This window comes from Streptomyces sp. YIM 98790, assembly GCF_011421595.1.
In the GTDB taxonomy this organism is placed as follows: domain Bacteria; phylum Actinomycetota; class Actinomycetes; order Streptomycetales; family Streptomycetaceae; genus Streptomyces.
In genome coordinates this window covers 1-11,499 of the sequence record NZ_WTLH01000183.1, presented here as the reverse complement: position 1 = coordinate 11,499, position 11,499 = coordinate 1, and the positions used below count along the sequence as shown (strand labels likewise).

General features: G+C 75.2%; 10 protein-coding genes. 5 read left to right on the top strand and 5 right to left on the bottom strand.

Annotated features, from left to right (window positions below; all coding sequences use genetic code 11):
* Positions 1-733: 733 nt before the first annotated feature.
* The 3 genes from GQS09_RS23165 to GQS09_RS23155 are packed head-to-tail and all read left to right on the top strand — an operon-like array spanning position 734 to position 3,614.
* Positions 734-1,333: a hypothetical protein gene (locus GQS09_RS23165; RefSeq protein ID WP_165989321.1), complete on the top strand. Its 600-nt coding sequence runs from the start codon at positions 734-736 to the stop codon at positions 1,331-1,333.
* 50 nt (positions 1,334-1,383) lie between these two features.
* Entirely contained in the window at positions 1,384-2,613 is a 1,230-nt protein-coding gene (locus GQS09_RS23160; protein ID WP_165989323.1) for a 4-hydroxybenzoate 3-monooxygenase, read from the top strand.
* A gap of 20 nt (positions 2,614-2,633) precedes the next feature.
* Complete coding sequence (locus GQS09_RS23155; RefSeq protein WP_313896296.1) at positions 2,634-3,614, top strand: UbiA family prenyltransferase; 981 nt, start codon at positions 2,634-2,636, stop codon at positions 3,612-3,614.
* A gap of 114 nt (positions 3,615-3,728) precedes the next feature.
* Here the strand turns inward: GQS09_RS23155 and GQS09_RS23150 are convergent, their stop codons facing one another.
* Positions 3,729-4,466: a class I SAM-dependent methyltransferase gene (locus GQS09_RS23150; RefSeq protein WP_313896297.1), complete on the bottom strand. Its 738-nt coding sequence runs from the start codon at positions 4,464-4,466 to the stop codon at positions 3,729-3,731.
* A gap of 377 nt (positions 4,467-4,843) precedes the next feature.
* On the opposite strand from GQS09_RS23150, the gene GQS09_RS23145 reads away from it, so the two are divergent.
* Complete coding sequence (locus GQS09_RS23145) at positions 4,844-5,710, top strand: GNAT family N-acetyltransferase (protein ID WP_165989328.1); 867 nt, start codon at positions 4,844-4,846, stop codon at positions 5,708-5,710.
* An 80-nt stretch (positions 5,711-5,790) separates the two neighbouring features.
* On the opposite strand, the gene GQS09_RS23140 is transcribed toward GQS09_RS23145, so the two are convergent.
* A complete protein-coding gene (locus GQS09_RS23140; protein WP_165989328.1) occupies positions 5,791-6,657 on the bottom strand; it encodes a GNAT family N-acetyltransferase in 867 nt (288 codons plus the stop codon).
* A 377-nt stretch (positions 6,658-7,034) separates the two neighbouring features.
* Between GQS09_RS23140 and GQS09_RS23135 the strand changes: the two genes are divergently transcribed.
* Positions 7,035-7,772, top strand: coding sequence for a class I SAM-dependent methyltransferase (locus GQS09_RS23135; protein WP_313896297.1), 738 nt, complete (start codon positions 7,035-7,037; stop codon positions 7,770-7,772).
* A 114-nt stretch (positions 7,773-7,886) separates the two neighbouring features.
* Here GQS09_RS23135 and GQS09_RS23130 read toward each other — a convergent pair whose 3' ends face one another.
* Genes GQS09_RS23130 through GQS09_RS23120 form a run of 3 tightly spaced genes read right to left on the bottom strand, consistent with a single transcriptional unit; the run spans position 7,887 to position 10,767 of the window.
* Positions 7,887-8,867, bottom strand: a complete 981-nt coding sequence (locus GQS09_RS23130; protein ID WP_313896296.1) for a UbiA family prenyltransferase — start codon at positions 8,865-8,867, stop codon at positions 7,887-7,889.
* Between the two features lie 20 nt (positions 8,868-8,887).
* On the bottom strand, positions 8,888-10,117 hold the full coding sequence (locus GQS09_RS23125; protein WP_165989323.1) for a 4-hydroxybenzoate 3-monooxygenase: 1,230 nt from the start codon (positions 10,115-10,117) through the stop codon (positions 8,888-8,890).
* Between the two features lie 50 nt (positions 10,118-10,167).
* Positions 10,168-10,767, bottom strand: a complete 600-nt coding sequence (locus GQS09_RS23120; RefSeq protein ID WP_165989321.1) for a hypothetical protein — start codon at positions 10,765-10,767, stop codon at positions 10,168-10,170.
* Positions 10,768-11,499: the final 732 nt, after the last annotated feature.

Below are 11,499 nucleotides of genomic sequence, written 5' to 3'. Positions count from 1 at the left end.
GGGGTCGGCGACGCGGGTTGCGCCGCTCCTGACGGGCGTGCCGGGCAGGGCCGGTCACCCGCGCTTCGGGGCCGGTGGCGAGCGGTACCGGCGGCCGGACCGTCCGGTGCCCGGGGAGGCGTGGCGGCATCGGGCCTGCTCGACCGGACCGGCAGTGGAGGAGTTGCCCGGCGGCGCAGGCACGCCAACACGCCGTTGACCCGAATCACTCCATCGGGTAAGCGCACAGGCATACTTTCTGGCTTGGGGGTACGCCAGCGCCCGGTGCCGCGAGAGCAGTGCGAGGAGAGACACGGGCGCACCGGAGGGACCTCCGATGCGACCCCTGCGCCTCGCACCGCACGGCAGGGCGGCAAGGGACGCGGGCTCCCGGACCCCTGCCGGTGAGGACGAGTGAGCTCGCGCCGGCGGCGCGGAGCCGCCGCACGGGTCCGGCATGTCGCCGGCGGGGGCGGGCGGTTGGCCGGCTGCTGCCCCGGCAGGCGCCCGCTCCGGGCGGACACCTCATGCGGGACCGCGGACCGCGGCAGCCGTGGACGGCGCCCGGCAACCCCGTCATCGCCGTCCCAAGCCACCACATCCCGCCACCCGATCGGGTGACCGGCACCGATATGAGCCGCTCAGCATCGGCATCCGGTGCACGGTGGTGACCTGCGGCCCGCCGCACGCGTTGATGCGGGCGGCAGGCGGCAGGCGGCAGCGCAGCACCCACAGGAGCGGAGGGCCGGGAACGGTGAGCAGTGCCGGACAGCGGGACGGACAGATCCCCCGGCGGACCGGGGAGAGCACCGCCGTGCCGGCGCGGGAGTTCCGCTCGCCGTTGACCCGGATGCTGCTCAGATCCGACGGGCTCACCACGCCCCTGCTGGAAGCGCTGGCCGGCGGGCCGGTACGGGTCGGCCGCGGGGACTGCGGCGAGATCAGGGCAGGCCGGGCCGAGGCGTCGGCGGCGCCGCTGGCAGCGGCCGACGCCGCCCCGCTGCTGGTACGCCGCTCCGTCATGGTCACCGGCAGCGGACACTCCGTGTCCGCCAACCGCGTCATCGCCCGCCTGGGGCTCGCCCCGTGCCTGGACGCCTGCCTGCGTGACCCGACGGCGCCGCTGGGCCCGGCACTGGCCGCCACGGGCTCCGGACCGCTGCGCCGCACGCTCCTGAGCACGGGCACATCGGCGTGGACCGCCGGCCGGACCCCGGGCGTGGGCTGCTGGCGCACCTACCTGATGCGGCTGGGAGACATCCCGCTGGCGGTGGTGACAGAGCACTTCGATCCCGCCCTGGTTCCCGCGCATACCGCGTCACACCGCGGGCGGTGCGCCATGGGCGCGTCCTGAGCCGGCAGCACCGCGACAGCACGAGAAGCGAGAGGAAGGACGCGAGCGGCATGGGCAGGGTGGGCATCATCGGAGCGGGCCCGGCCGGGCTGGTTCTGGCCTCTCTCCTGAGCGAAGCGGGAATCGAATGTGCCGTCCACGAACGGCACACCCGCGCCGAGGTGGAGGCCCGGCCCAGAGCCGGGCTGCTGGAGCAGCGCACCGTGGACCTGCTGCGTGGCCACGGCCTGGCGGAACGGCTGCTGCGCGAGGGCGTACCGCACGGCGGCTGCCTCTTCCTGTGCGCTGGGCGACGGGTGCGGCTGGACTACGAGAAACTGTCGGGCGGCGCCCGGCACTGGGTCTACCCGCAGCAGTTCCTGGTCCGGGACCTGATCGCCCACCTCGCCGAGGCTCCCGGCGTCACGCTGCGTTTCGCCAGCCCGGTGCGCGCCGTGCAGGACATCGAGACCCGCCCGGCCCTGCGCGGCACGGACGGCATCGAACGGTTCGACGTGGTCGCCGGATGTGACGGCTCCCGCGGGGTGGCCCGACGGGCCCTGCCCCCGGGCCGCACCCGCGAGACGGTGCGCCACTACCCCTACGGGTGGCTGGCGGTCCTGGCCGAGGTCGACCGCCCCGTGGAAGAGATCGTCTACGCCGGCCATCCCCGCGGCTTCGCCGGGCTCATGCCCCGCTCCGCCCGCATCAGCCGCTTCTACCTCCAGTGCGGCCCGCACGACACCCCCGGGATGTGGCCGCCCCACCGGGTGCGCGGTGAACTGCGCTCCCGCCTGGAGCATGCCGCGGAACTGCTGCCCCGGCTGCACCGGGTGACCGAATGCCAGGTGCTGCGCATGCGGAGCAGCGTGACGGAGCCGCTGTGCCACGGGCGGCTGTTCCTGGCCGGGGACGCGGCACACGTCCTGACCCCTTGCGGGGCCAAGGGGATGAACCTGGCCATCGCCGACGCCGCGGCACTGGCCGACTGCCTCACCCGCTGGCTGCGCGAGGACGATCCGGGTGCCGCCGGCGCCTACAGCGCCTCGCGCCTGCACGAGGTCCGGCGCGTGCAGGAGTTCTCCGGCCGGCTGCTGCACCTGCTGCACCTGCCACCCGATGCCGGTGAAGGGCACGGGGTGGAGCTGCGCCTGCGGCAGGCGGCGCTGGACCGGCTGGCCGAGGGCGGCCCGTACGCCGAGGACTTCGCCCGCCAGTACGTGACCTGCGAACCCCGCCCGCTCCCCGGCAGCCTCGGCACGCTGCCGCTGCCCGGGCCTGCGGCCACGGGCACCGCCTGACCTGGAAGGACACCGTACCCGTGACCGTCGTATCCGGCGGAACCCCTGGGCGGCCCCGCGCCGCACTGACGGCAATCCGCACCACCGCCGTCCGGCTGTACGGGCTCTCACGCGGCACCCAGGCCGCACTCAGCGTGGCCCAGCCCTGTCTCGGGCTGCTGCTCGCGGCCGGGATGCCGCCACCGGCCGGTACCGCGCTGCTCTGCCTCGCGGCCGCCACCACGGGATCGTTCGCCGGTTTCGCCCTGCACGACCTGATGGATCTGCGGCTGGACCGGAGCCGCTTCGCCCACCAGCGCCCCTGCGACGCCTTCGACATCGACATCGTGGGCCCGCGTCATCCTCTGGCCCAGGGGAAGCTGTCCACGGTGACGGCCGTGGTGTGGACCGTGCTGCTGGCGTCGGTCTCCCTGACGCTTTCTGCGCTGCTGGACCCGGTGTGTGTCGCGCTGTTCGTCACGGCCGTCTCGCTGCAGCTGGCGTACTGCGCACTCGCCACCGTGACGGCGTACAAGTTCCTGCTCACCGGCCTCACCGTGGCGGCGTGGGCAAGCGCGGGCTGGTTCGCCGCCGACCCCCGCCCGGAGGCCGGCGGCTGGCTGCTGCCGGCGCTGTTCGCCGGATGGATGGCCGCCTGGGAGATCGGCGGGCGCAACATCGTCAACGACTGGGCGGATGTGGAGGAGGACCGGCACCTCGGCGTCCGTACGGTGCCCGCGGTGTACGGGGTGCGGACCGCCGGGCTGCTCACCCTCGTGTTCCTGGCAGCGGCCTGGGCGGGGGGCATCGCGGTCCCTGCCCTCGGGGGCCATGGGCCGGCGGCCCTGCTCGGCACCGCGATCGCCGGGACATGGCTGCTGCTCGCGCCCGGATGGCGCCTGCTGCGCGACGGCAGCCCGCAGACCGCCCTGGGCCTGTTCAACCGAGCAAGCTTCTATCCGCCCGTCGTCCTGCTCCTCCTGGTCTGCGCCCCGGCGGCCGACCGGGCGCTGGGCCTGTGAGTCACCGGCCGCGTTCCCGTCCGCCCCGGGCCCCGGCGACCGCGCATCCACCGGCCCCCGCCGTCCCGCCGGCCACGGCTGCCACCCGCCCCGGCCGGGCCCGTGAACAGCCGGCTACCCGGCGGTCGCCTGCGCGCGGGCCGCGGACACCACGAGATGCCCGGGCGGGCAGAAGCGGGTGCGCACCTCGACCGGCGCCCCGCAGCTCGCGGCCAGTTCCCGGACCGCGGAAGCGCTGTAGACCTTCCTGAGACTGATCACGCCGTCGTGCAGATTCGCCGCGCCTCCGGTGAGAAGCATCAGCGGGGCCACGCCCAGCAGCACAGGATGACGCCAGGCGTCCACGATCAGCAGGCGGCGGGCCGCCCGTGTCCCCTCGGCCAGCACCTTGCGCACCTGAGGAGGTTCGAGGTGATGCAGTGACGCCGTGAAGACCGCCACGTCCCACGTGCCGTCCGGCGCGTCGATCGCGGTCGCGTCGATGACGCGGGAGCTGGTGCGAGGATCGGCGGCCAGGGCACTGCGGCGGAACGCCTCCAGCGACTCGGGACGGATGTCGCTGACCGTCACCCGGGCATCGGGCATGTCCTTCAGCATCCGCTCGGCCAGCCGGCCCCGCCCCGCGCCCAGCTCCAGGATTCTGGGGCCGGCCAGCCCAGCCGCCTCGCGTGCCACCAGCCTGCTGTACAGGCGGTAGCCCCCGGTCAGCCGCTGGAACCGGTCCAGCCCGCGCAGCACCCGCCGCGCTTCGTCCCCGTGCTCGGGCAGATCGATGTACTCCGGACGGCCGGTTTCGTACCACCGGTCCCACCATGCCGGACGGGGCCCGCCGCGGCCGAACTCACCAGTCACTCGCCACACCTCACCCCGTCACCTCCCCGGCCGTCCGCCGGAAAGCGTAGAGCCCGCGCCTGGCGCATCGCGGCCGAGGGGGGACCGGGTCACCCCATCGCGTGAGGGCCCGCGGCGGTACCGCAGCAGCCGCCCCCTGCGGGGATGGCCCCCGGGGCGGCAGGACGGGGCGGACGGCACCGGGGCTGCGGTCGGCGGCACGCGGCACCTTCCCGGGCGGGTGCCGCGGGCACCGCGCGGGTGCGGGATGCCGCCCCGAGGCGCGGGAGGGAACCGGGCGGGCTGTGCTCCCCGGCGGCCCGGGAGTCCTCCCTGCACCACACCGGGCGCCGGAAAACCGGTGTCGGCCGGCCGGCGCGGTGGTGTGTGATCGGGGTATGGCAATCGTGTTGGGCAGGCCGGGAGCCGGCGGGTTGGGCGAGGTCGTGGGTGTGCTGCGGAAGTGGCAGGACGACGGGGCGCCGATGCAGCTGCATCCGGGAGACGTGGGCTGGTTCTGGCGGTTCGGTCCGGAGGCGACGGCCGCGGCGGTCCGGACCTGGAGCCGGGACGGACGGATTCTCGCCGTCGGGCTGCTGGACGGTCCCGGGCTGCTGCGGCTCACGATCGCGCCGGACGCCCGGCGGGACGGTGAGCTGGCGCGGCGGCTGGCCGAGGACGTGACCGCGCCGGAGCGCGGGGTACTGGGGGAGGGGAAGGCGTACGTCGAGGCGCCCGTGGACGCACTGGTCCAGGATGCGCTGTCCGAGGAGGGCTGGAGCACCGACGAGCCGTGGACGCCGCTGCGCCGCGATCTCACCGGGCCGGTGGCGGAACCGGGTGTGCGGATCGAGGTGACCGGCCCGGAGCGGGCGCATGTACGGGCCGCCGTGCAGCGGGCGTCGTTCGACGGGTCGACGTTCACGGAGGAGCGCTGGCGGGCGATGGCGTCCGGACTGCCGTACGCCGACGCCCGGTGTCTGGTCGCGTACGACGAGCAGGGCAACGCGGTGGCAGCGGTGACGGTGTGGTCGGCCGGCCCGGGGAAGCCCGGGCTGCTGGAGCCGATGGGCGTGCACCGGGAACATCGCGGTCACGGCTACGGCAGAGCCGTCACCGTCGCCGCGGCCGCCGCACTCCGGACCATGGGCTCGTCGAGCGCGGTTGTCTGCACCCCGAGCTCCAACGCCGGCGCCGTCGCCACCTACATGTCGGCCGGATTCCAGAGGCTTCCCGAGGTCCGGGACCGGCGCCGGGACGCATAGGCCGCGGTCCGCCCCGGGCGAGCGTGCCTGGCCCGCCGCCGGCGGCGGGCCAGGCACGCTCGCCCGGGGCGGACCGCGGCCTATGCGTCCCGGCGCCGGTCCCGGACCTCGGGAAGCCTCTGGAATCCGGCCGACATGTAGGTGGCGACGGCGCCGGCGTTGGAGCTCGGGGTGCAGACAACCGCGCTCGACGAGCCCATGGTCCGGAGTGCGGCGGCCGCGGCGACGGTGACGGCTCTGCCGTAGCCGTGACCGCGATGTTCCCGGTGCACGCCCATCGGCTCCAGCAGCCCGGGCTTCCCCGGGCCGGCCGACCACACCGTCACCGCTGCCACCGCGTTGCCCTGCTCGTCGTACGCGACCAGACACCGGGCGTCGGCGTACGGCAGTCCGGACGCCATCGCCCGCCAGCGCTCCTCCGTGAACGTCGACCCGTCGAACGACGCCCGCTGCACGGCGGCCCGTACATGCGCCCGCTCCGGGCCGGTCACCTCGATCCGCACACCCGGTTCCGCCACCGGCCCGGTGAGATCGCGGCGCAGCGGCGTCCACGGCTCGTCGGTGCTCCAGCCCTCCTCGGACAGCGCATCCTGGACCAGTGCGTCCACGGGCGCCTCGACGTACGCCTTCCCCTCCCCCAGTACCCCGCGCTCCGGCGCGGTCACGTCCTCGGCCAGCCGCCGCGCCAGCTCACCGTCCCGCCGGGCGTCCGGCGCGATCGTGAGCCGCAGCAGCCCGGGACCGTCCAGCAGCCCGACGGCGAGAATCCGTCCGTCCCGGCTCCAGGTCCGGACCGCCGCGGCCGTCGCCTCCGGACCGAACCGCCAGAACCAGCCCACGTCTCCCGGATGCAGCTGCATCGGCGCCCCGTCGTCCTGCCACTTCCGCAGCACACCCACGACCTCGCCCAACCCGCCGGCTCCCGGCCTGCCCAACACGATTGCCATACCCCGATCACACACCACCGCGCCGGCCGGCCGACACCGGTTTTCCGGCGCCCGGTGTGGTGCAGGGAGGACTCCCGGGCCGCCGGGGAGCACAGCCCGCCCGGTTCCCTCCCGCGCCTCGGGGCGGCATCCCGCACCCGCGCGGTGCCCGCGGCACCCGCCCGGGAAGGTGCCGCGTGCCGCCGACCGCAGCCCCGGTGCCGTCCGCCCCGTCCTGCCGCCCCGGGGGCCATCCCCGCAGGGGGCGGCTGCTGCGGTACCGCCGCGGGCCCTCACGCGATGGGGTGACCCGGTCCCCCCTCGGCCGCGATGCGCCAGGCGCGGGCTCTACGCTTTCCGGCGGACGGCCGGGGAGGTGACGGGGTGAGGTGTGGCGAGTGACTGGTGAGTTCGGCCGCGGCGGGCCCCGTCCGGCATGGTGGGACCGGTGGTACGAAACCGGCCGTCCGGAGTACATCGATCTGCCCGAGCACGGGGACGAAGCGCGGCGGGTGCTGCGCGGGCTGGACCGGTTCCAGCGGCTGACCGGGGGCTACCGCCTGTACAGCAGGCTGGTGGCACGCGAGGCGGCTGGGCTGGCCGGCCCCAGAATCCTGGAGCTGGGCGCGGGGCGGGGCCGGCTGGCCGAGCGGATGCTGAAGGACATGCCCGATGCCCGGGTGACGGTCAGCGACATCCGTCCCGAGTCGCTGGAGGCGTTCCGCCGCAGTGCCCTGGCCGCCGATCCTCGCACCAGCTCCCGCGTCATCGACGCGACCGCGATCGACGCGCCGGACGGCACGTGGGACGTGGCGGTCTTCACGGCGTCACTGCATCACCTCGAACCTCCTCAGGTGCGCAAGGTGCTGGCCGAGGGGACACGGGCGGCCCGCCGCCTGCTGATCGTGGACGCCTGGCGTCATCCTGTGCTGCTGGGCGTGGCCCCGCTGATGCTTCTCACCGGAGGCGCGGCGAATCTGCACGACGGCGTGATCAGTCTCAGGAAGGTCTACAGCGCTTCCGCGGTCCGGGAACTGGCCGCGAGCTGCGGGGCGCCGGTCGAGGTGCGCACCCGCTTCTGCCCGCCCGGGCATCTCGTGGTGTCCGCGGCCCGCGCGCAGGCGACCGCCGGGTAGCCGGCTGTTCACGGGCCCGGCCGGGGCGGGTGGCAGCCGTGGCCGGCGGGACGGCGGGGGCCGGTGGATGCGCGGTCGCCGGGGCCCGGGGCGGACGGGAACGCGGCCGGTGACTCACAGGCCCAGCGCCCGGTCGGCCGCCGGGGCGCAGACCAGGAGGAGCAGGACGACGGGCGGATAGAAGCTTGCTCGGTTGAACAGGCCCAGGGCGGTCTGCGGGCTGCCGTCGCGCAGCAGGCGCCATCCGGGCGCGAGCAGCAGCCATGTCCCGGCGATCGCGGTGCCGAGCAGGGCCGCCGGCCCATGGCCCCCGAGGGCAGGGACCGCGATGCCCCCCGCCCAGGCCGCTGCCAGGAACACGAGGGTGAGCAGCCCGGCGGTCCGCACCCCGTACACCGCGGGCACCGTACGGACGCCGAGGTGCCGGTCCTCCTCCACATCCGCCCAGTCGTTGACGATGTTGCGCCCGCCGATCTCCCAGGCGGCCATCCATCCGGCGAACAGCGCCGGCAGCAGCCAGCCGCCGGCCTCCGGGCGGGGGTCGGCGGCGAACCAGCCCGCGCTTGCCCACGCCGCCACGGTGAGGCCGGTGAGCAGGAACTTGTACGCCGTCACGGTGGCGAGTGCGCAGTACGCCAGCTGCAGCGAGACGGCCGTGACGAACAGCGCGACACACACCGGGTCCAGCAGCGCAGAAAGCGTCAGGGAGACCGACGCCAGCAGCACGGTCCACACCACGGCCGTCACCGTGGACAGCTTCCCCTGGGCCAGAGGATGACGCGGGCCCACGATGTCGATGTCGAAGGCGTCGCAGGGGCGCTGGTGGGCGAAGCGGCTCCGGTCCAGCCGCAGATCCATCAGGTCGTGCAGGGCGAAACCGGCGAACGATCCCGTGGTGGCGGCCGCGAGGCAGAGCAGCGCGGTACCGGCCGGTGGCGGCATCCCGGCCGCGAGCAGCAGCCCGAGACAGGGCTGGGCCACGCTGAGTGCGGCCTGGGTGCCGCGTGAGAGCCCGTACAGCCGGACGGCGGTGGTGCGGATTGCCGTCAGTGCGGCGCGGGGCCGCCCAGGGGTTCCGCCGGATACGACGGTCACGGGTACGGTGTCCTTCCAGGTCAGGCGGTGCCCGTGGCCGCAGGCCCGGGCAGCGGCAGCGTGCCGAGGCTGCCGGGGAGCGGGCGGGGTTCGCAGGTCACGTACTGGCGGGCGAAGTCCTCGGCGTACGGGCCGCCCTCGGCCAGCCGGTCCAGCGCCGCCTGCCGCAGGCGCAGCTCCACCCCGTGCCCTTCACCGGCATCGGGTGGCAGGTGCAGCAGGTGCAGCAGCCGGCCGGAGAACTCCTGCACGCGCCGGACCTCGTGCAGGCGCGAGGCGCTGTAGGCGCCGGCGGCACCCGGATCGTCCTCGCGCAGCCAGCGGGTGAGGCAGTCGGCCAGTGCCGCGGCGTCGGCGATGGCCAGGTTCATCCCCTTGGCCCCGCAAGGGGTCAGGACGTGTGCCGCGTCCCCGGCCAGGAACAGCCGCCCGTGGCACAGCGGCTCCGTCACGCTGCTCCGCATGCGCAGCACCTGGCATTCGGTCACCCGGTGCAGCCGGGGCAGCAGTTCCGCGGCATGCTCCAGGCGGGAGCGCAGTTCACCGCGCACCCGGTGGGGCGGCCACATCCCGGGGGTGTCGTGCGGGCCGCACTGGAGGTAGAAGCGGCTGATGCGGGCGGAGCGGGGCATGAGCCCGGCGAAGCCGCGGGGATGGCCGGCGTAGACGATCTCTTCCACGGGGCGGTCGACCTCGGCCAGGACCGCCAGCCACCCGTAGGGGTAGTGGCGCACCGTCTCGCGGGTGCGGCCCGGGGGCAGGGCCCGTCGGGCCACCCCGCGGGAGCCGTCACATCCGGCGACCACGTCGAACCGTTCGATGCCGTCCGTGCCGCGCAGGGCCGGGCGGGTCTCGATGTCCTGCACGGCGCGCACCGGGCTGGCGAAACGCAGCGTGACGCCGGGAGCCTCGGCGAGGTGGGCGATCAGGTCCCGGACCAGGAACTGCTGCGGGTAGACCCAGTGCCGGGCGCCGCCCGACAGTTTCTCGTAGTCCAGCCGCACCCGTCGCCCAGCGCACAGGAAGAGGCAGCCGCCGTGCGGTACGCCCTCGCGCAGCAGCCGTTCCGCCAGGCCGTGGCCACGCAGCAGGTCCACGGTGCGCTGCTCCAGCAGCCCGGCTCTGGGCCGGGCCTCCACCTCGGCGCGGGTGTGCCGTTCGTGGACGGCACATTCGATTCCCGCTTCGCTCAGGAGAGAGGCCAGAACCAGCCCGGCCGGGCCCGCTCCGATGATGCCCACCCTGCCCATGCCGCTCGCGTCCTTCCTCTCGCTTCTCGTGCTGTCGCGGTGCTGCCGGCTCAGGACGCGCCCATGGCGCACCGCCCGCGGTGTGACGCGGTATGCGCGGGAACCAGGGCGGGATCGAAGTGCTCTGTCACCACCGCCAGCGGGATGTCTCCCAGCCGCATCAGGTAGGTGCGCCAGCAGCCCACGCCCGGGGTCCGGCCGGCGGTCCACGCCGATGTGCCCGTGCTCAGGAGCGTGCGGCGCAGCGGTCCGGAGCCCGTGGCGGCCAGTGCCGGGCCCAGCGGCGCCGTCGGGTCACGCAGGCAGGCGTCCAGGCACGGGGCGAGCCCCAGGCGGGCGATGACGCGGTTGGCGGACACGGAGTGTCCGCTGCCGGTGACCATGACGGAGCGGCGTACCAGCAGCGGGGCGGCGTCGGCCGCTGCCAGCGGCGCCGCCGACGCCTCGGCCCGGCCTGCCCTGATCTCGCCGCAGTCCCCGCGGCCGACCCGTACCGGCCCGCCGGCCAGCGCTTCCAGCAGGGGCGTGGTGAGCCCGTCGGATCTGAGCAGCATCCGGGTCAACGGCGAGCGGAACTCCCGCGCCGGCACGGCGGTGCTCTCCCCGGTCCGCCGGGGGATCTGTCCGTCCCGCTGTCCGGCACTGCTCACCGTTCCCGGCCCTCCGCTCCTGTGGGTGCTGCGCTGCCGCCTGCCGCCTGCCGCCCGCATCAACGCGTGCGGCGGGCCGCAGGTCACCACCGTGCACCGGATGCCGATGCTGAGCGGCTCATATCGGTGCCGGTCACCCGATCGGGTGGCGGGATGTGGTGGCTTGGGACGGCGATGACGGGGTTGCCGGGCGCCGTCCACGGCTGCCGCGGTCCGCGGTCCCGCATGAGGTGTCCGCCCGGAGCGGGCGCCTGCCGGGGCAGCAGCCGGCCAACCGCCCGCCCCCGCCGGCGACATGCCGGACCCGTGCGGCGGCTCCGCGCCGCCGGCGCGAGCTCACTCGTCCTCACCGGCAGGGGTCCGGGAGCCCGCGTCCCTTGCCGCCCTGCCGTGCGGTGCGAGGCGCAGGGGTCGCATCGGAGGTCCCTCCGGTGCGCCCGTGTCTCTCCTCGCACTGCTCTCGCGGCACCGGGCGCTGGCGTACCCCCAAGCCAGAAAGTATGCCTGTGCGCTTACCCGATGGAGTGATTCGGGTCAACGGCGTGTTGGCGTGCCTGCGCCGCCGGGCAACTCCTCCACTGCCGGTCCGGTCGAGCAGGCCCGATGCCGCCACGCCTCCCCGGGCACCGGACGGTCCGGCCGCCGGTACCGCTCGCCACCGGCCCCGAAGCGCGGGTGACCGGCCCTGCCCGGCACGCCCGTCAGGAGCGGCGCAACCCGCGTCGCCGACCC

Coding starts and splice junctions, on each gene's coding strand:
- GQS09_RS23160 (WP_165989323.1), top strand. CDS start 1,384: ATGGGCAGGGTGGGCATCATCGGAGCGGGCCCGGCCGGGCTGGTTCTG.
- GQS09_RS23145 (WP_165989328.1), top strand. CDS start 4,844: ATGGCAATCGTGTTGGGCAGGCCGGGAGCCGGCGGGTTGGGCGAGGTC.
- GQS09_RS23140 (WP_165989328.1), bottom strand. CDS start 6,657: ATGGCAATCGTGTTGGGCAGGCCGGGAGCCGGCGGGTTGGGCGAGGTC.
- GQS09_RS23125 (WP_165989323.1), bottom strand. CDS start 10,117: ATGGGCAGGGTGGGCATCATCGGAGCGGGCCCGGCCGGGCTGGTTCTG.